General features: G+C 46.2%; 17 protein-coding genes and 1 tRNA gene. 13 read left to right on the top strand and 5 right to left on the bottom strand.

Annotated features, from left to right (window positions below; genetic code table 11):
• The first annotated feature begins 43 nt into the window (after positions 1–43).
• Both DCO17_RS06505 and DCO17_RS06500 read left to right on the top strand, forming a co-directional pair.
• Positions 44–2,257, top strand: coding sequence for a malate synthase G (locus DCO17_RS06505; RefSeq protein WP_173955944.1), 2,214 nt, complete (start codon positions 44–46; stop codon positions 2,255–2,257).
• Positions 2,258–2,352: 95 nt separating this feature from the next.
• Positions 2,353–2,847: a hypothetical protein gene (locus DCO17_RS06500; protein ID WP_173955943.1), complete on the top strand. Its 495-nt coding sequence runs from the start codon at positions 2,353–2,355 to the stop codon at positions 2,845–2,847.
• Here the strand turns inward: DCO17_RS06500 and DCO17_RS06495 are convergent.
• The gene (locus DCO17_RS06495; protein WP_173955942.1) at positions 2,834–3,349 is read right to left on the bottom strand and encodes a hypothetical protein; all 516 of its coding nucleotides are present in this window, start codon (positions 3,347–3,349) and stop codon (positions 2,834–2,836) included. The two genes, DCO17_RS06500 and DCO17_RS06495, sit on opposite strands and share 14 nt — an antisense overlap.
• Before the next feature lie 80 nt (positions 3,350–3,429).
• Between DCO17_RS06495 and DCO17_RS06490 the strand changes: the two genes are divergently transcribed.
• From DCO17_RS06490 to DCO17_RS06475, 4 genes are read left to right on the top strand one after another with little or no spacing between them, the layout of a single operon-like run.
• Complete coding sequence (locus DCO17_RS06490) at positions 3,430–4,668, top strand: MFS transporter (RefSeq protein WP_173955941.1); 1,239 nt, start codon at positions 3,430–3,432, stop codon at positions 4,666–4,668.
• A gap of 39 nt (positions 4,669–4,707) precedes the next feature.
• On the top strand, positions 4,708–5,394 hold the full coding sequence (locus DCO17_RS06485; protein ID WP_173955940.1) for a dienelactone hydrolase family protein: 687 nt from the start codon (positions 4,708–4,710) through the stop codon (positions 5,392–5,394).
• 37 nt (positions 5,395–5,431) lie between these two features.
• A complete protein-coding gene (locus tag DCO17_RS06480) occupies positions 5,432–6,217 on the top strand; it encodes a bestrophin-like domain (RefSeq protein ID WP_173955939.1) in 786 nt (261 codons plus the stop codon).
• A gap of 41 nt (positions 6,218–6,258) precedes the next feature.
• On the top strand, positions 6,259–6,756 hold the full coding sequence (locus DCO17_RS06475; RefSeq protein WP_173955938.1) for a hypothetical protein: 498 nt from the start codon (positions 6,259–6,261) through the stop codon (positions 6,754–6,756).
• Between the two features lie 74 nt (positions 6,757–6,830).
• Here the strand turns inward: DCO17_RS06475 and DCO17_RS06470 are convergent.
• Positions 6,831–6,917: transfer RNA gene (locus DCO17_RS06470), tRNA-Leu, on the bottom strand.
• Positions 6,918–7,072: 155 nt separating this feature from the next.
• On the opposite strand from DCO17_RS06470, the gene rnr reads away from it, so the two are divergent.
• From rnr to DCO17_RS06455, 3 genes are read left to right on the top strand one after another with little or no spacing between them, the layout of a single operon-like run.
• Positions 7,073–9,457 (top strand): ribonuclease R, encoded by a 2,385-nt coding sequence (gene rnr / locus DCO17_RS06465; RefSeq protein WP_173955937.1) that lies wholly within the window; start codon positions 7,073–7,075, stop codon positions 9,455–9,457.
• 22 nt (positions 9,458–9,479) lie between these two features.
• Entirely contained in the window at positions 9,480–10,247 is a 768-nt protein-coding gene (gene rlmB, locus DCO17_RS06460; RefSeq protein ID WP_173955936.1) for a 23S rRNA (guanosine(2251)-2'-O)-methyltransferase RlmB, read from the top strand.
• Positions 10,248–10,301: 54 nt separating this feature from the next.
• Positions 10,302–10,487 (top strand): YgaP family membrane protein, encoded by a 186-nt coding sequence (locus tag DCO17_RS06455; RefSeq protein WP_173955935.1) that lies wholly within the window; start codon positions 10,302–10,304, stop codon positions 10,485–10,487.
• Positions 10,488–10,503: 16 nt separating this feature from the next.
• On the opposite strand, the gene tal is transcribed toward DCO17_RS06455, so the two are convergent.
• Positions 10,504–11,478: a transaldolase gene (tal, locus tag DCO17_RS06450; RefSeq protein WP_173955934.1), complete on the bottom strand. Its 975-nt coding sequence runs from the start codon at positions 11,476–11,478 to the stop codon at positions 10,504–10,506.
• 90 nt (positions 11,479–11,568) lie between these two features.
• Between tal and rpiA the strand changes: the two genes are divergently transcribed.
• Positions 11,569–12,279, top strand: a complete 711-nt coding sequence (gene rpiA, locus DCO17_RS06445) for a ribose-5-phosphate isomerase RpiA (RefSeq protein WP_173955933.1) — start codon at positions 11,569–11,571, stop codon at positions 12,277–12,279.
• A gap of 282 nt (positions 12,280–12,561) precedes the next feature.
• Here rpiA and DCO17_RS06440 read toward each other — a convergent pair whose 3' ends face one another.
• Complete coding sequence (locus DCO17_RS06440; RefSeq protein WP_173955932.1) at positions 12,562–12,834, bottom strand: oxidative damage protection protein; 273 nt, start codon at positions 12,832–12,834, stop codon at positions 12,562–12,564.
• 24 nt (positions 12,835–12,858) lie between these two features.
• The gene (argA, locus tag DCO17_RS06435; protein WP_173955931.1) at positions 12,859–14,223 is read right to left on the bottom strand and encodes an amino-acid N-acetyltransferase; all 1,365 of its coding nucleotides are present in this window, start codon (positions 14,221–14,223) and stop codon (positions 12,859–12,861) included.
• A gap of 65 nt (positions 14,224–14,288) precedes the next feature.
• Between argA and hrpA the strand changes: the two genes are divergently transcribed.
• From hrpA to DCO17_RS06420, 3 genes are read left to right on the top strand one after another with little or no spacing between them, the layout of a single operon-like run.
• Positions 14,289–18,314: an ATP-dependent RNA helicase HrpA gene (hrpA, locus tag DCO17_RS06430; protein WP_173956733.1), complete on the top strand. Its 4,026-nt coding sequence runs from the start codon at positions 14,289–14,291 to the stop codon at positions 18,312–18,314.
• Positions 18,315–18,372: 58 nt separating this feature from the next.
• Positions 18,373–19,413 carry a YVTN family beta-propeller repeat protein gene (locus tag DCO17_RS06425; RefSeq protein WP_173955930.1) on the top strand — a complete coding sequence of 347 codons (1,041 nt, stop codon included), beginning with the start codon at positions 18,373–18,375 and terminating at the stop codon, positions 19,411–19,413.
• A 12-nt stretch (positions 19,414–19,425) separates the two neighbouring features.
• On the top strand, positions 19,426–20,211 hold the full coding sequence (locus tag DCO17_RS06420; RefSeq protein ID WP_173955929.1) for a polysaccharide deacetylase family protein: 786 nt from the start codon (positions 19,426–19,428) through the stop codon (positions 20,209–20,211).
• Positions 20,212–20,213 lie beyond the last annotated feature (2 nt).

Here is a 20,213-nt window from a genome sequence, read left to right as displayed (position 1 = left end):
ACTTAAATAACTCAACTTTTTGCATTCGAACTAAGGTTTAAACATGACTGCGCGTACTACCTGCAATAGCCTTCAAGTGGCAACTCCTCTATATCGTTTTATCGAAGACAAAGTGCTTCCTGGAACTGGCATTAAGAGTGCTGACTTTTGGAAGGGCTTTGATGAAATCGTTAAAGACTTAACTCCTAAAAATGAAGCGTTATTGGCCAAGCGTGACCGCATTCAGTTGGATTTGGATAAATGGCATCAAGCCAATCGTGGTCCGATCAAAGATATGCCTGCGTATCGCAAATTCTTAAAAGAAATTGGATATCTCGATGATGTTCCAGGAAAAGTTGCTGGTACTACCAAAAACGTTGATGATGAATTAGCTCTCCAAGCAGGTCCTCAATTAGTTGTTCCTGTACTCAATGCTCGTTATGCCTTGAATGCTGCTAATGCCCGTTGGGGTTCTTTATATGACGCTTTGTATGGCACAGACGTAATCTCCGAAGATGATGGCGCAAGCAAAGCAGGGGCGTACAACCCAATACGTGGTGCAAAAGTTGTTGCTTATGCACGCAACTTCTTGGATCAAGCGGCTCCTTTGGCAAAAGGTTCGCACCGTGATTCAGTGGCGTACACAGTAGATGGCAATAAGTTATCTGTGAAGCTCAAGGATGGCTCTACTACTGGCCTCGCAGACGAGAAGCAGTTTGTGGGTTATCAAGGTGATGCGGCAGCTCCAAGCTCTGTGCTTTTGCGTAACAACGGTGTCCATATCGATATCGAGATCGACAAGAGTAAAACTATTGGTGCTGGTGATCCAGCTGGCGTCAATGATGTAGTGCTTGAAGCAGCGCTTTCAACCATTTTGGATTTGGAAGACTCTATTGCCGCAGTTGACGGTGACGATAAAGTGCTCGCTTATGAGAACTGGCTCGGTATTTTGAAAGGTACTTTGGTTGAGGAAGTGAGCAAGGGCGGCAAGACCTTTACTCGCACCCTGAATCCAGACCGTAAGTACAAGGCAGGTATTGGCGCAGTAAACGCCAAAGATGGCGTGGTGACTTTGCATGGTCGCTCACTCTTGTTCCTCCGTAACGTTGGCCACTTGATGACCAACCCAGCAATTTTGACTGGCGAAGGCAAAGAGATTTACGAAGGTATTTTGGATGCGGTTGTAACAGTATTGATCGCTCTATACGACATTAATCGCCCAGCTACACAGGCAATCGGTAATACCCGTAAAGGTTCTGTTTATATCGTTAAGCCAAAAATGCATAGCCCAGAAGAGGTGGCATTTGCCGCTGAACTCTTCGGTCGCGTAGAGAAGTTATTAGGCCTGCCAGCTGATACCGTAAAACTCGGCATCATGGACGAAGAGCGTCGTATGAGCGCAAATATTAAGGCGGCAATCGCAGCTGCTGGTGCGCGTGTAGCATTCATTAATACTGGCTTCTTGGATCGTACTGGCGATGAGATGCATACCTCTATGTATGCTGGCCCGATGATTCGCAAAGGCGATATGAAGACCAGCAAGTGGTTATCTGCATATGAGCGTCGTAACGTGTTTGCTGGTTTAGATTGTGGCTTGCGTGGCCGCGCTCAAATCGGTAAAGGTATGTGGGCAATGCCAGATATGATGAAAGCCATGGTTGAGCAGAAGATTGTTCATCCAAAGGCAGGTGCTAACACTGCTTGGGTGCCATCACCAACTGCGGCTACCTTGCATGCGCTTCACTATCACCAAGTAAACGTGGCTGAGCTCCAAAAAGAGATGGAAAAGCTCGGCACTGCAGCTGAAGCAGAAGCTTTGTTAAATGACTTGTTAACTATTCCTGTGGCAGAGCAAGCGAATTGGTCTAAGGAAGAGATTCAGCAAGAGTTGGATAACAACTGCCAAGGCATCTTGGGTTATGTGGTTCGTTGGATTGACCAGGGTGTTGGTTGCTCCAAGGTTCCTGATATTCATAACGTAGGCTTGATGGAAGACCGTGCAACATTACGTATTTCTAGTCAGCATATTGCTAACTGGTTATTGCATGGCATCGTTACTGCTGATCAAGTGAATGAAACTTTGCAACGTATGGCCAAAGTAGTAGACGGTCAAAATGCAGGTGATCCACTGTACAAGCCAATGATGCCAAATTACAAAGATTCCTATGCTTACAAAGCGGCTAGCGATCTGATTTTCAAAGGCCTTGAGCAACCGAATGGCTACACCGAGCCACTCTTGCATGCATGGCGTTTGGAAGTAAAAAAGGCGGCAAAATAATCTAGATTTTCATCTGGATTACATGACTCCAAAATGGATTTGTCGAAAGGCAAATCCATTTTTGTTTGCCTAAATCAGAATCATCTCCAACAAGCATGTTCAGCTTCTTCACCCGACTAACTCGCCCCCATCAAACATATCCGTTACGGATAAATGATGGCGGTCGTTCTGCGGCGGGATTTATAGGTGGGGCAGGAGATTGCGTGGTGAGGTCAATCGCGATTGCAACTGGATTACCATACATGCAGGTGTATGAGGACTTGCGTGATGCCAATGCGCACTATGCGCAAGAGCGTGATAACAAGCTCTCTAGAATGCTAAAACAACGAGGTTCTTCGCCCCGCAACGGCAATCACCGAAATGTATTTCATGAATACATACTCAAGCAGGGATTTCAATGGGTGCCTACTATGAGGGTCGGTGCTGGATGTCAAGTTCACCTAAGACCAGATGAGTTGCCAAAAGGAACTTTAATTGTGAAAGTCTCAAAACACCTCACTACTGTCATCGACGGGGTATTGCACGATACGCATGATCCCTCAAGGCGAGGGAGTCGCTGTGTTTACGGGTACTACATCAAGAATTCTTAGGGTCGTAATACTTGTATTTGAGTTTCCAAGCAATTTTGTAAGTATTGGTCATGCCGACCATGATTGAAGTGGTCCATGCTATGGAAAACAAGCCTGAAAGCGCTATAAAGAAAGCGAGACTTTTCCAGCCAAAAGGAAGAATGTCGGCTACAAAACCAATGGTAGTGTAGCAACTGCCCGCAAATAATAATGATCCAATCGGGTCATGAATGAGGTCGAGTTTGATTAGGTATGCGGCCCAGATAAAAATTTCGGCAACATGGATTAAGGCAATGAAGAGAAACGCGAGGTAAAAGCGGAAAAATACACGGTTATATTTACTTGCCCTGATGAAACTATCGGTGCTTATTTCAAATCGCATTGTGATGTGATTAATGAATGCCCCATGAAAAATGAGTACAGCCGTAAGTCCAATAAGCCCATAAAAACTATCTTTAAGCAGTGGAATTAGTGGAATGCCAAAGGCGGTCGATTGGGTAGTAAGGTCAACAAGATTGGTCATGGCGGAGGATGAGTCTTCAGTGCAAAGAATGGCAGGTAAGACGATAATGTCATATCAATTACCACGTGTAAAGCAAGTCCTTGAGTAAACCCGATAGCCAAAATCTCTTTCAATCCAGCAGGCATGAGCGATTCTTCCTCCTGGCGTTAGCAGGCATACAGTTCACGCACATTCTGGATTTCATGATCATGATGCCCTTAGGGCCTCAGTTCATTGCAGCGCTATCAATTAATACCCATGAGTTTGGTTTATTGCTTTCTTCATATACCTTTGCTGCAGCGATAGCGGGAATATTTGCGACCTATTACATCGATCGTTTTGAAAGAAGGCAGTTGCTGTTGCGCTTGTATGTCTACTTTATTATTGCAACGGTTGCTTGCGCGTTTGCGCCGAACTATCACATGTTATTTATCGCGCGTGCTTGCGCTGGCGCATTTGGCGGCATCCTAGGTTCTTTTGTTCAAACGATTGTTGCCGACTCTATTCCGTTTGAGAGAAGAGGTAAGGCGCTTGGAACGGTGATGGCAGCATTCTCGGTATCGACCGTAGCTGGAGTGCCCCTCAGTTTATTTCTGGCAAACCATATTTCGTTTTTAGGATGGCGCGCACCTTTTTTATTTATTGGTCTTGTCTCAATAGTGATTCTGCTGATTGGATACCGCAACATCCCTAAGATAGCTGGTCACCTGCATCACGTACAAGAAGGCAATCGCTTTAAGCAAATCTATGAGATTGCAATAGCCCATCATCATGCACGCGCCTTTCTATTCATGGGCTTGATTATGATTACAGGCTTCTCTGTGATTCCCTATATCGCCCTATATCTCACATCAAATGTAGGTGTTGCTAATTCCTATATTTCTTTAATTTATTTATGCGGCGGAATTGCTACCTTAATGAGTTCTAGGCTGATCGGCCATATGGCTGATAAGTATGGCAAGGTTAAGGTATTCCGAGTGCTTGCCATTATTAGCCTTATTCCTTTGTTAGTTACAACCAATCTAGTGCCAGTTCCATTGTGGGTGGTATTGATTAACTCCACATCATTCTTCATTTTGATATCTGGGCGCATGATCCCAGCGATGGCAATCGTCAGTCAATTGGTGGAGCCCAAAATTCGGGGAACCTTTATGAGTTTGGTGGGTTCTACACAGATGCTTGCCTCCGGTATTGCATCCGTTCTAGCGGGTCTGGTGGTGACCATTACTCCTGATGGCAAGATGGAGCACTATAGCCTAGTGGGTTATGGTGCGGCAGCCTGTGGCTTGCTGACATTCTGGCTGGTAGGATATATTCATTCTGATACAAAGAAGTCGTAATAACGAGTAAGTAAGCTTAAGTAGGCAAAAGGAAATTACATGATTGAATACAAAAGACCTGATGGCAAAACTGTAAATGGGTACTTGGCTGAGCCTTCACAAGCGCAGAATGCTCCTGGAGTAGTGGTTATTCAAGAGTGGTGGGGTTTGGATGATGAAGTGAAGTCCGTAGCCGATCGTTTGGCTAAAGCTGGCTATCGCGCACTTGTTCCGGATCTGTATCGTGGCAAGCTGGCATTAGAAGCAAAAGAGGCCGAGCACCTCATGGGCGATCTTAATTTTGGCGATGCTGCAGGACAGGATATTCGTGGTGCAGTCCAGTACCTCAAAGCGACGGGGAGCTCTAAAGTAGCAGTGACTGGATTTTGCATGGGCGGTGCATTAACTGTATTGTCGGCATGCAATGTGCCTGAGCTCGACGGAACAGTAGTTTGGTATGGCTACCCCCCATTAGAGTATGTTGATGCTAAGGCAATTACGAAGCCGATGATGGCGCACTGGGCAACCCATGATGATTTCTTTGCGATATCAGGTGTTGATCAACTAGATGCAAAACTTAATGATGCGGGTGTTGCGCATGAGTTTTATCGCTATGATGCGAAGCACGCTTTTGCTAACCCAAAATCGGATTCACGCGGTTTGCCACCCTTGCAATACAACGCGGAAGCTGCCAAATTAGCTTGGGATAGAACGCTTGATTTCCTCAAAAAGTATCTCAATCCTTGATTCTTAGTCAATCAATATTGCAAAAATTGGATTTCACATGCTCTTTAATTGGATTTATAAGCGAAGCAACGTCCAGATCCTGATTTTGCTGGTATGTTTCTTTGTGGTGCTGCTAGATGCTGCTCCACGGGTGCTGCAATCGATTCCGGCATTGGTGCCGTCGCAAGATAGTACGCGTCTAGGATTGAGCCTGTTTGGATCCATCATTACTTTAAGTGGATTGCTGATCGGTTTTCTCTTAAATCAAGCGCAAATGAATTTGCGTGAAGTGCAATCCTTGGTGTCTCAAGAAGCGGGGCGGATTAATAATTTAGATCGCCTGCTCACTCGATATGGAGATCCTGCTGTTCCGGTAATTCGTAAAGAACTCTTTGAGTACATGAATTCAATCGTTAATGATGAATGGCCCAATTTGGAAAAGGCACAGGGCAGCAGCAAGACGCATATGCTCTGGCGCGGTATCTCTCGTAAGATTATGTCTTTGGAGCCGGTTACTAATCGTCAAATTGCGATGTACACGGACATCATTAAAAAGTCAGAAGAGGTGGCTGAGAGTAGGGAGGCCCGCATAGAACGAGCCAGTATTCATCTGCCTGGATTATTCTGGATTGTGATTTCGATCTGTATTTTTTCTCTGGTTGCTATCAATACCTTGTTTTTGCCATCAGACTCATTCGTATTTGGACTCAAAATATTGCCGGTGACCTTAGGTGCTTTAATTTCACTATTAGTGATTACTGACCAGCCATTTAAAGGACAAAGTGCAGTCAAGCCCGATGCCTTTTATAAGATCATTGAATCGATAAAGACTCGCACCGAATAAAATTTACAAATTAAGTCATACACAGATCAAATACACGTACTATGCATCTCTTTTCTGAAAATCTTGCCGTTGAAGTCTCTAGCTATTACCGTAATATTGTTTTAGGCCATGGCGCTACACCCAAGGTGTTTACTATGGTCAATAGTGATGGCGATCAGTATTTATTCTTTATTGATGATCTGCAGATGGAACGCGCTGATGAGGATCAGTTCTTGGCTTATATCGTTAAAGAGCATGATGCAGTCACCTACGCTAGAGGAACTTTGGTCATCGTGGAGAAGAACCAGCAATTTATTGAATTTGCCGTAGTTGATAAAGATGACGAGCAGGCAATCGTTTGCTCTGCTGAGTTAACTCGTGATATGGAAGATAAGCCGATTGGCCTGAGCGAGTTTGAAAAGACCTTGGTTAAACGGGATTCGATTGTTTTTGGACATCTTTACGACCCAGTCAAGCTCTCGGACGAAAAGATCGAGGATTTTGAAAGTCTCTGGGAAGAAATGAAGCCCAAGATCCTGCATCGAACTATGGGTCTCTAGGCGACCTTGAAAAGACAAGAATCGTCCCCATTTAGGACTATATGAAGTGGTTTGGAGGTTGGTTTGGAGGTGTTTGGTGCCCAGGAAGGGACTCGAACCCCCACAACCTTACGATCGCCAGCACCTGAAGCTGGTGCGTCTACCAATTTCGCCACCTGGGCATTCCTCCATTATAGAGGGGTGGGTGTTTTAGGCTTACCCTAGACTCATTTTGGCTTTTTCCCTTCGGACTCGGTGGTTTGATACAGTAGCCTTATTCATAACAATAATAGATATCAGTAGATATAAATAAGGCAGGAATTGCCAAAGGAATTAAATGCGTAAAGCAAAAGACTTGATGCCTCGACAGGCGGATCGTTTAGGAACGATTCAGGGGCACCGAGATGGGTTTGGATTTGTAATCCCCGATGATGGTGGTGAAGATATTTTTCTCTCTGAGAGAGAAATGTCTCGCGTCATGCATGGGGATAGAGTCAATGTCAGAGTCATAGGAACGGATCGACGTGGTCGCCCAGAAGGGCAGATCGTTGAGGTGATTCAACACGTCAACAAAGTCGTCATTGGCCGTCTCTTAAATGAAAACGGCGTACTGATTGTTGCGCCAGAAGATAAACGTATTGGTCACGATATCTTGATTCCGCCTAAGGGTCAGGGTCAAGCTAAGTTAGGTCAGGTTGTTAGCGTTGAGATTATTGATTATCCAGATAGTTATCGCCAAGCAGTAGGGCGTGTTGTAGAAGTCTTAGGTGAGATCGATGATCCCGGCATGGAGATTGAGATTGCGGTACGTAAGTACGGCGTTCCCCATGAGTTCTCTGCAGCAGCCATGAAAGAAGCTGCAGCCCTACCAGATAGTGTTCGCCAAGAGGATCTTGAGGGTCGTGTTGACTTGCGTGATGTTCCATTGGTCACGATTGATGGAGCTGATGCAAGAGACTTTGATGATGCAGTCTATTGCGAGCCAGTGATGTACGGCAAAACTAAGGCTTGGCGCCTTATTGTTGCGATTGCTGATGTGTCTCATTACGTTAAACCTGGCCAACCTTTAGATGATGAGGGCTTGTTACGCGCTACCTCAGTATATTTTCCAAGGCGCGTTATTCCGATGTTGCCCGAGAAGATCTCCAATGGCTTGTGCTCGCTAAACCCAGGTGTAGATCGCCTATGCATGGTGTGTGACTCTGTAGTCGATAACAATGGCGTCGTCTTGGCCTACCAGTTCTATCCAGCAGTGATGCATTCGGAACAACGTTTCACCTATGACACCGTCTGGGAAATTCTATCTAATAGCAAAGGTCCTGAGGCGGCTCGGTTTGCGCAATTCCGTCCGCTACTAACGAACCTGTATTCATTATTTAAGATTCTATTGGCTGCCCGTGAGAAGCGGGGTGCAATCGAGTTTGAAACAACCGAAACCCAAATCATTAGTAATGAACTTGGGAAGATTTTGCGGATCGAGCCACGTATTCGGAATGATGCTCACCGCTTAATTGAAGAATGTATGTTGACAGCGAACGTCTGTGCTGCGGATTTCATTGAGAAGAATAAGCATTTAAGTCTGTACCGTGTTCATGGTGAGCCTTCTGAAGAGAAATTGGTGACATTGCGCCAAGTTCTTAGAACCTCGGGATTATCGTTGGGTGGCGGTGAAAAACCCAAGCCAAAAGATTTCGCAAAGTTAATGCGGGAGATTCAGGATCGTCCTGACGCCAATATGTTGCAATCTGTTGTGTTGAGATCTATGCAGCAGGCAATGTATCAGCCAGACAACGAGGGACACTTTGGATTGGCATATCCAGCGTACTCTCATTTCACAAGCCCAATTCGCCGTTATCCTGATTTACTGACCCATCGTGTCATTAAGTCCATTTTGCAGAAGAAGCCATATGTCCCGGTCTTGCCGCCGAAAGTGCCGCTGAATTTAACTCTTCCTCGCAAAGGTAAGGGCAGGGAAAACGCAGTAAATGCTAAAAAATCCCAAAGCGATGCCAAAGCTGGTCCGGAAAAAGGCGCAAAAGTTCCAAAGGGTGCAAATGCCGCTCTACCAATTTGGGGTCAACTCGGTGTTCATTGCTCATCCAATGAGCGCCGCGCTGATGAGGCATCTCGAGATGTCGAAGCATGGCTCAAGTGTTACTACATGCGCGATCATTTAGGTCAAGAATATGCTGGCACTGTTACCAGTGTTGCTAACTTTGGCTTATTTGTTCAGTTAGAGAATCTCTTTGTCGAAGGCATGGTGCATGTAACTGAATTGGGCGGGGATTATTTCCAATACGATGAAGCACGCCAAGAACTACGTGGTGAACGCACCGGCATTCGTTATCGCTTAGGCGATCGAGTGCATGTATTGGTAAGCAGGGTAGATTTAGATGCACGTAAGATTGAATTTAGCTTGGTAAAGGCATCTGGCGCTGACTCGGGTGGTGCATCGGGTCGTCGCCAAATGATGCTGGCTACCGATACGGGTAGGCCAAGCAAGAAGGCTGCCTCTACTAAGAGCAGACCATCTCATAAAACGCCGCAAAAGTCGGGTGGCGTCAATGTAAACGCGGCTAAATCTGCGGGTACACTGAGTGCAACACAATCGAAAAGTAAGGCCAGCCGCAAGAATGCTAAGGGCGGTAAGCCCGGCAGGTCTGCAGGTAAAGCTGCTGGCTCAAAGCCATCAGTGCGCAATACTAGAGCTAGACGTAAATAAAGCAATTTAAGACGAAACAAATATGAAGCAAATATTAGTGGGATTTCATGCGGTACAGGCGCGTTTACGCGTTGACCCCGATAGTTTGAAGTCGGTGTATTTTGACTCCGGTCGTCGTGATCGACGCATGGGGGATTTTCTAAAGCAGGCTGAAGAAATCTTGGGTGAGCGTTTGCATGCAGCTGATGCTGAGCGTCTCCATAAGTTGACTGGTCATGATCGTCATCAGGGCGTTGTTGCTCTGGCTGAAAAAATGACTATGGCTCGTACGATTACCGAAGTCGTTGAAGATGTTGAAGAGGCTAAAGAAAAGCCTCTATTCCTTGTATTGGATGGCGTAACTGATCCACATAACTTTGGGGCTTGCCTACGAGTTGCAGATGGCGCTGGCGCCAATGCCGTTGTTGTTCCTAAGGATCGATCTGCCTCAATTAATGCCACTGTGAGCAAGGTTTCTAGTGGCGCATCTGAAGTCATGCCAGTGATTACCGTTACGAACCTTGTTCGCAGTATGAAAGAGATGCAAGAGGCGGGGGTGTGGTTAATTGGAACCGATGACGAAGCTGAAAAATCCATTTACGACATTGATTTGACTGGCTCCATTGCGATCGTTATGGGAGCCGAAGGCGAGGGCATGCGTCGCCTGACAAGAGAGACTTGCGATGAGCTAGTGCATATCCCAATGCAAGGGGTGGTATCGAGTTTGAATGTATCAGTCGCAAGTGGCGTATGCTTGTATGAGGCACTTCGTCAGCGCCAAGCTAAAGTAAAAAGTAAAGCAGCGAAGTAAAGTGGCGAGATAAAGTAGTTAAGCAATCCAAGTAATTAACAGCAAGGGGGCTTTATGAAATGCAATATAGGTCACACAGACCGCGTTCTTCGTATGACTGTCGGCGTTACGCTAATGGGTTTGGCGGGCTTCGGTATCACAGGCCCTTGGGCTTGGATCGGAATTGCTCCTTTCATAACCGGAGCGTTAGGTTATTGTGGTGCTTATAGCTTGCTAGGTATCAATACCGCCAAGAAATAAGTCGGCGACTAGCAAATCATTTTGCTAGCAAGGCTTCTAGTTTTTCGGTATCGACACAGAAATTGCGGATACCTTCAGCCAACTTTTCAGTTGCCATTGCATCATTATTCAATTGCAAGCGGAAGTTGGATTCATCAAGCTTCAGTGGGGTAATGTTTTCAGCGCTTAAGGCGCCTTGCGCATTAGCCGCATCTAATTTCTTGGCTATCACACCAGTATTTTCGCTGAGTTCAGCTAGTAGCTCAGGACTGATGGTTAGGAGATCGCAGCCCGCTAACTCCAGAATCTGACTGGTATTGCGAAAGCTAGCGCCCATGATCTCTGTCGGTATGTCAAAGTGCTTGTAGTAATGAAAGATGCGCTTGACTGAAGTGACGCCAGGATCATTTGCTCCGCCATTATTAGTATCGCTCCAATTGCTTCCTAATTTTGCTTTATACCAATCGGTAATACGGCCAACAAATGGAGAAATCAGTTTCGCATTAGCAGCTCCGCATGCAGCAGCTTGAACCAAAGAAAAAAGCAGAGTCATATTGCAATGAATGCCTGATGCTTCTAGTTCTTTTGCGGCAGCAATGCCTTCCCAAGTGCCAGCGAGCTTAATCAAGATGCGCTTGCGATCAATGCCATGAGATTCGTAGAGGCTAATCAGATGTTTTGCCTTGCCAACGGTGGCCTTTGTATCAAAAGATAGTCGTGCATCAACTTCGGTAGAGACGCGACCTGGAACGATCTTCAGAATCTCTAAACCAAAGGCAACCAGAATGTAATCGACTAAATCTGTCGCGCTTAACCCAGGATGTGCCGCCTTTACCGAATGAACTAAAGATTGATAGTTGCTTTGTTGAGCTGCCTTGAGGATGAGGGAGGGATTGGTGGTCGCATCTTGAGGCTGAAATGCCTGCATGCGTTCAAAGTCCCCAGTATCAGCCACTACGGTGGTGAATTTTTTCAGTTGCTCTAGTTGGCTTAAGGCTGAGATGCTGTTCATAAAGGGGTCTATGAGGTGTATATAGGGTCAATATCTTGAATATCATATGATAGATGTATTAAATACGATGTTCCAGTAAATGGCGGATATATGAATCAAGATCAACTAAAGCAAATGGTGGGTGAGGCTGCCCGTGATGAAGTGCTCAAGCTGCCGGCTGGTCAAATATTAGGGGTAGGTACTGGTTCTACCGCCAATTGCTTTATTGATGCATTAGCCCGACATAAGGATCATTTTGCTGGCACCGTATCCAGTTCAAATGCAACCACTGAGCGTTTGCTTAAACATGGATTTAAGGTGCTGGATCCAAATGATGTTCAGAGCTTGCCTGCCTATGTCGATGGCGCTGATGAAATTGATCCCAAGGGCAATATGATCAAAGGTGGCGGCGGGGCGCTTACTCGTGAAAAAATCATCGCCTCGATGGCTCAGCAATTTATTTGTATTTGTGATTCATCAAAGCAGGTGCCTGTGCTAGGCAACTTCGCATTGCCAGTGGAAATCATTCCTCTGGCAAAGGGCGCAGTGGCTCGGGAATTAGAAAAGTTAGGTGGCAAGGTCAGCTTGCGCTTAGCTAAGGCTACGCGCGCTGATTTAAATCAAACGCCAAGCGAACCTTTTGTTACGGATAACGGTGGTTGGATATTGGATGTAGCTGGTTTGCAAATTGCTAATCCAGCACAAATGGAAGCGCAGATTAATCAAATTGCAGGTGTGATCACTGTTGGTGTGTTTGCCAAAGAGAAAGCCAGCGTGCTTTTAGTGAGCAACGCAACTGGCGTCAGTCGGATTACTTACTAAGTTTCACCCCGCCGGAAATTAAAAAACCCGACGGGGTTTCCCCATCGGGTTATTTGCCATGATATGCATGGCGCAGGCTCTCGGAAGGTAATTGGTTCCTTAGCCTATAAGCGCATAGATGCGCTTATTTTTAATGGCTTTCGCCAATGTAGCAGGACACAACAACTGCCTCGCTACGGTTTCATCCTATGCCTGGGTAAATCCCAAGTCAACAGTAAAAATCGGATTTTGAATAAATAAATTAAAAAAATTATTGCTGTGGCGCAGCAGTATGAGCGCAACTTACTCTGCTGGAGGTACGTAGCCTTGCGCTGTATCAGCGCCACCTTCGAAGAAATGCTTTTCAACTTGCTTCAATAGGTATTGACGGGCACGCGGATCAGCCATATTGAGGCGATTTTCGTTAATCAACATGGTTTGCTGTTTTAACCAACCAGCCCACGCCTCTTTAGAGACTTGATTCCAAATTCTTTTGCCTAGCTCACCTGGAAGTGGAGCGAAATCCAAGCCTTCAGCTTCTTTGTTGAGTTTGATGCATTGAACCATCCGTGCCATCTGTAATACCTTTCTAAACTTCTCTTATAAGTCTTTTGTTAAAACCATGGACTTGCGGTCCCAGTTGTAAATTTGTTTTCTTTCTTCAGGCAAGTCATCGACTGTTGCCCGTTTAAAGCCGCGCTTCAAGAACCAATGCTCGGTTCTCGTGGTTAAAACAAATAATTTTTTAATGCCTTCTTGTTTGGCGCGCATTTCAATGCGCTTCAGTAGGCGTTCGCCGTCACCAGAGCCTTGCACATCAGGATCTACCGCTAAACAGGCGAGTTCGCCAACGCCATTTGGGAAAGGAAAGAGAGCGGCGCAGCCAAAGAGTACGCGGTCGTGCTCAATGACTGAGAAACGCTGAATATCGCGTTCGATCACATCTTGACCGCGAGCAGCCAAAATACCTTCTTCTTCGAGCGGCATGGTGAGTTGCAAAATGCCACCCACATCATCTTGGTTCGCTTCACGCAAGTTCTCGATGTCAGACGAGGCCAACATCATGCCAATACCATCATGGGTAAAGAGTTCCTCTAGGAGGGCGCCATCTTGGTTGCAAGGCAAAAAGTGCACACGGCTTACACCGGCGCGAATAGCTCTACCAGCGATATTGAGCATGCCTTTCATGCCTAGATCTAAATCCTTATGTTGCATGACATAGTCTTGCATCTGCGGCATAGAGAGTTCGGTAATGAAATCACCCTCATCATCCTTTAGGCCTTCATAGGGGCTTAAGAAGATGAGTTTGTCAGCCTTAAGGGCTGCGGCAGTAGAAGCGGCAACATCTTCAAACGCTAAGTTAAATGCTTGACCTGTAGGGGAGAAGCCCAAAGGAGATAGCAACACAATCTTATTGCTATCCAATGAGAGTTTGATAGAGGTTGAATCTACTTTGCGTACTAAACCAGTATGAATGTAGTCAACACCATCCACGACACCAACTGGCATCGCAGTGATGAAGTTTCCGGAGATCACAGAGATGCGTGAGCCAGCCATAGGCGTATTGGGTAGGCCACGACTAAATGCAGCTTCAATATCAAGACGCAACTCACCGGCAGCTTCTTTAACGCACTCGAGAGCGGCAGCATCGGTAATCCGATAGCTGTGCATCGCGCTCTTGCCAAATTTGCTCTTAATCTTGCGTAACTTCAACTGCTCTTCAATTTGTGGGCGAATGCCATGAACCAGAACGATCCGCATGCCCATGGCATGCAACATCGCAATATCCTCAATCAGGTTTTCAAGACCCGCCTCTTGGACAAGCTCACCAGCAAAAGCGATCACAAAGGTTTTTTCGCGGAAGCTATGAATGTAGGGTGCGACATCGCGCAACCACCCTACGAAGGGGAAGTTGGAGGTAGATTCTTCGGCGTTGGACGCCTGGTTTGGTGCATTTGTCGGCATAGTGAGAAAATTATAGGGTGCAAGAGCCTATAAACCAACAAAAACCCAAACCAATTCCAAAGCCTGTGCCCGCTTCCAACACTGGACGAAGGCTCGAGATCCGCTTTCCAGAAGAATTGCCAGTCTCTGGTCAGCGCCAGCTGATCAAAGATGCCTTGCAGAGCCATCAGGTGGTTATTGTTTGTGGCGAAACGGGCTCAGGTAAGACGACACAGTTGCCCAAGATCTGTTTAGATCTTGGCCGAGGCACAATCAATGGTGGCAAATTGATTGGCCATACCCAGCCCCGCAGAATCGCTGCGACTGCTACGGCCAAACGTATTGCCCAAGAGCTTGGATCGCCTATTGGACAAGATGTCGGCTATCAAGTGCGCTTTGCGGATAAGACTAGCCATACCGCCTCTATCAAGTTGATGACAGACGGTATCTTATTGGCGGAGACTCAGCGTGATCCCCAATTACGGGCTTATGACACCCTCATCATTGACGAGGCGCATGAACGCAGTCTGAATATTGATTTCTTATTGGGCTATCTCAGGCAGCTACTGCCTAAAAGACCAGACCTTAAGCTCATCATCACCTCTGCCACGATTGATGCACAGCGTTTTGCTGAGCACTTTGCAATCAACGGCAAGGTTGCTCCTGTAATTGAGGTGAGTGGCAGGTTATATCCGGTGGAGCAGCGCTATTCACCGTTAGAGCCCGATGCTAAGTCGGACGCCAAACCAGATAACAAAAAAGAATCAAAGACGGCCAAGGAAATCCCAGAGGCGGTAGCGGAAGAGATTGCCAAGTTATGGCGAGAGGGTGCAGCGGGAGCGGGTGATGTTCTAGTCTTTCTGCCAGGCGAGCGTGAGATTCGAGATTGCGCTGAAGCTCTTCGCAAAGACCACGTCTTGCAGCAACGTTTTCATCCTGAGGTATTAACCTTATTTGCGCGTCAATCGGTTGCGGAACAAGAGAGAGTGTTTTCTCCTGGCAATGGTCGTCGAATCATTTTGACAACTAACGTTGCCGAAACTTCCTTAACAGTTCCCAATATTCGCTATGTGATTGATAGTGGCTTGGCTAGGGTCAAGCGTTATTCCTATCGCAACAAAGTAGAGCAATTGCAAATCGAGTCCATCTCGCAGGCTGCGGCTAATCAACGCGCAGGTCGTTGCGGACGTGTGTCGGATGGCATTTGTGTTCGTCTCTACAGTGAACAAGACTTTTTAAATCGATCAAAATTTACCGATCCTGAAATTCTTCGTAGCTCTTTGGCTGCCGTCTTATTGCGCATGAGCGCTTTGCGCTTACCGAAGATTACGCATTTCCCATTCATTGATAAACCCTTGGGAAGAGCGATTGCAGATGGTGTACAACTTTTGGATGAACTGGGCGCTATTCAATTTGATGAGGCGCAGGCTAGTGATAGTAAGGACGGTAAAGAGCTACAAAATAACTTCAAGCTAACGCAGATTGGCAAGCAGTTAGCAGACTTGCCGCTGGATCCGCGTATTGGTCGCATGTTACTAGCTGCCAAAGAGCAGAATGCATTAAAGGAAGTGACGATCATTGCTTCGGCTTTGGCAACGCAGGATCCGCGTGAGCGCCCTATGGATCAAGCAGGGGCCGCAGACCAGGCGCATTTGCAGTTTGCCGATGAGCGCTCTGAGTTTTTGAGTTTTGTGAAGCTATGGAATTGGTATCAAGATGCCTTACAACACAAACATAGTAATCGTCAGCTCGAGAACCTATGCCGCAGTAAATTTTTATCTCCACGTCGCATGCGTGAATGGCGCGATGTGCATGGGCAATTGCGCACCATGCTAGGTGAGAAGGGCTGGAAAGAAAATGGCCTTGCTGCCACTTATGAACAAGTTCATTTATCACTATTAACTGGCTTACTTGGCTTTGTTGCTAAAAAAGAAGAGGATGAGAAGTCTCAAGATCGCAGTAGCAAAACGGGTGGTTATGTAGGTGCTCGCGGTATACGCCCATTTATTTGGCCTGGCTCCACTATTGGTAAAAAAGCGGGCGCATGGATTCTGGCGGGTGAGTTGCAAGAAACCAGCCGCATGTATGCGCGCACCATTGCCAAAATAGAGCCGCAATGGGTTGAGAAGGTTGCCGGCCATCGATTAATTAAGGCCTTAAGTGATCCATTTTGGGATAACCGCCAAGGTGAGGTATTGGCATTTGAGCGCGGCACTTTGTATGGATTGCCGATTTATCATGGGCGCCGTGTGCGGTATGAGCCGCATGATGCGCAAGAAGCGCGTGAATTATTTATTCGCCATGCTTTGGTCGAAGAAGAGTTATTTGGACGTATGGATACACCTTCGCTTCAACGTGAAACTGAAGCAGATGCCAAGCGTAAGTATTCGAATGCATTTGGATTCTTCTGGCATAACCATCGACTAGTTAAAGAGATCGAGGCTTTAGAGCATCGCTCACGTCGCCCCGATGTCTTAGTAGATGATGATCTGCTATTTGCTTTCTATGACTCTCGTATTCCGAAAGACATATGCAATCGTGAGGGCCTCAAAGGATATTTAAATAAACACCCCGATCTAGATGGACAGCTGCGCCTAGAAAAAGCTGACCTGATGCGCCATGAAGCAGCAGGTATTACCGTTGATCGCTACCCTAAGACCATGAAAGTAGGGGGCGCACAACTCAGCTTAACTTATCACTTTGAGCCAGGCAGCCCCAAAGACGGAGTGACGTTAGTAGTGCCTTTGGCCCAGCTCAATCAAATTGACGGGCGTCGTTGTGATTGGTTAGTCCCAGGGATGTGTGAAGAGAAGATTCTGTTGTTGCTAAAGACTCTGCCTCAAAAATTACGACGCCATTGTGTTCCTTTGCCTGATTACGCCAAGTCATATCTTGAGCGCAAGCTTGATAGCAATCAATTTGGAGTGGGTGATTTTCTAGATAGCTTGATTGATGACATTCGCCAAGAGCGTGGTCTAGAAATTAAAAGAACAGATTTCCGACCAGAAGCATTGCCATTGCATTGCTCTATGAACTACCGCTTGATTGACGAGCATGGGCGCCAATTAGAGCTTGAACGAAATCTGGCTCGTTTGCGTTCGGAGTATGGACAAACAGCGCGCGAGGCTTTTCAAGCGGTAACGCAAGAGGCAGTGCATGCGGAGCTAGGTATTGATTTAACTAAGGATCAAGCTAAGCCCGTTAGCCCCAATGGCAAGACTCAAGAACAAGTTCGCAAGATAGAGCAGGACGGTTACCGAAGTTGGGATTTTGGCGAGCTACCAGAAACCCTAGAGATCGCTAAAGCTAACAAGACCTTATTTGGTTATCCTGCACTCATTGATCGTGGTGATTATTGTGATCTAGAAGTATTTGATGATTTGCTGGAAGCGCGCAAGCAGCATACCCAAGGCTTGCGACGCCTCTTCGCCTTAAACAATAAAGACACGCTAAAAGCGTTACAAAAACAATTGCCTGGCATTAGAGAAATTGGTTTGCTATTTATTAATGTTGGGTCAGTAGAGAGTTTGCTTGAGCAGATTCTGAATCTCTCCATAGAGAGGGCTTTCATGGCAGAGCCACTGCCTAATACCGCAGAGCTATTTGCACAACGTCTGCAAGAAGGCAAGCCAAGATTGGCTTTAATTGCGCAAGAAATCGCGCGTCATGCTTTAGCTGCTTTGCAAGCCCACGCAGACCTGCTGAAAAAGATGGCTCAAGCAAAAGCGGCATCTCCAACTGCATACGCAGATATTCAGGCGCAGGTGCAAGGTTTAATCTTTGCTAAATTTGTTGTTGATATTCCTTATGCGCAGTTAGTGCATTTGCCGCGATACCTAAAGGCGATCGGCTTGCGAATCGACAAGATGCGGTCTAACCCAGCTCGAGATGCGCAGTGTCAAAAAGATTGGGAGTCGGTAGCAAGACCATGGCAAAAGCTGATACAAGGCAGCAGGGGGTCCGCTTCCTATGCAATGGAGGGTGACCAAGCCCTGATGGATTTTCGTTGGCAATTAGAGGAGTTAAGGGTGGCTTTATATGCCCAAGAACTTAAAACGCCAACGCCGATGTCCCTAAAGCGCTTAGAAAAAGTTTTAGCCAGCTTGCGTTAGGTCAAATTTGAGCTCTCAGAAGGGGCTTTAGGTATTCTGCATTGCTTACAATGTAGTTATGCACATATTTATCAAGATTAGAGCCTTTAGAGCCATTGCCTTATTCATTGGTTTTGCAATTACTGCATTTCAAACACCCGTAAATGCACAATCTAGTCCAACCTCCAACTCACCCGCGAACCCTTCAACACAACCTAAGATTGCAGTCATTCTGAACTCGGGTGCTGCCTCTATTAGCTTGATTGATATGCAGAAACGTGAAGTGATTAAGACAATACCGGTTGGCAAAGAGCCACATCACTTGATGATGACGCCGGACCAAAAAACCCTATTGATTGCTAATGCGGCCGGTAATGATGTGGTCTTGATGAATCCTGTGAGTGGAGAAATCACGGGGCGCGTGCCAAATATCATCGACCCGTATCAAATTGGTTACTCACCAAATCACAAATGGTTTGTAGCGAATGGCAATCGTTTGGACCGTGTAGATATTTACGCTGCAAATGGGGCAGACCTCAAATTAGCAAAGACAATTAAATTGGCAAAAACACCAAGCCATATTGCCTTCACTTCAGACAGCAAGATTGCTTTTATTACCTTGCAAGACTCCAGTGAACTAGCCGCCATAGATTTAGAAACACAAAATGTTCTCTGGGTAATGCCAACAGGCAAGGTGCCTGCTGGATTATGGATGACGCCAGGTGATCAGTATCTATTAGTAGGCATCACTGGTGAAGACAATGTGCAAGTCATTGATTGGAAAAACCGTAAAGAGGTAAAACGAATCTTTACCGGTAAAGGCGCGCATAATTTCCGACCTCTGGGTGATAAGAAGCATGTTTTTGTGAGCAATCGTATTGCTTCCACAATCAGCCTAATTAATATGCAAACCTTGGAAAAGGTGGGCGATATTACTGGCCTTCCTTCAGGTCCAGATGATATGGAAATCACCTCAGATGGAAAGACAATGTGGGTGACCTTTCGTTTTGCGAAGAAGGTTGGGGTAATTGATATTCCATCTATGAAATTGGTTGGGGTGATTCCTGTTGGCAAATCTCCTCATGGCGTCTTCTTTTATCCTCGCGCTTCATGGGAGTAAACAAAGGTAGCAATGAAGAGAAATAGCCTTATTTATTTCGCAGCCGCGCTCATGCTCGGCTGTTTTTCATTGAGCGTTTATGCCCAGGCGCAGGCATCAGCATGCAATAAGACGGTATACCTTACATTTGATACCGGCAATATGTCAGCGGCACAAAAAGTTGCCGAGATATTGAAGCGACAGAATGTCAAAGCCACTTTTTTCCTTGCCAATGAAAAAACCTTTCGTGGCGACTATGCTTTAGATGATTCATGGAAGCCTTATTGGCAGGAGCTAGCTAAAGAAGGGAATCGCTTTGGCAGTCACACCTATGACCATACTTATTTTGTAAAAGATGGTCCAAAAGGTGAGGTTTTTGAAAAACCGCAGTTTGGCCCTAAAGCAGGTATGACCGTTATGTATAACGAGGCGGCTATGTGCAAAGAAATTCGTCGCGTAGACCAGCGCTTTCAGGAATTAACTAATCAGCCTTTGCAAAAAATCTGGCGTGCCCCTGGCGGTAAGACATCGCCCACCTTAATTCGGATGGGGGATATGTGCGGATATCAACATATTGGCTGGGCATCTGCAGGATTTTTGGGTGACGAGCTCAACTCCGACAAATATCCCAATCAGATGCTCTTGGAGAAAGCCAGCAAGGGTATTCAGGATGGCGATATCACTATGGCTCACCTAGGCATATGGTCTAGAAAGGATCCTTGGGCCCCAGCAGTGCTGGAGCAGTTGATTATCAATTTGAAGCAGCGCGAATTTTGTTTTGGCTTGCTACCCAAAAATTCGGAGAATCAGTCAAAATAAAG

Source organism: Polynucleobacter tropicus (assembly GCF_013307225.1).
Taxonomy (GTDB): domain Bacteria; phylum Pseudomonadota; class Gammaproteobacteria; order Burkholderiales; family Burkholderiaceae; genus Polynucleobacter; species Polynucleobacter tropicus.
This window is presented reverse-complemented; position numbering and strand designations above follow the sequence as displayed.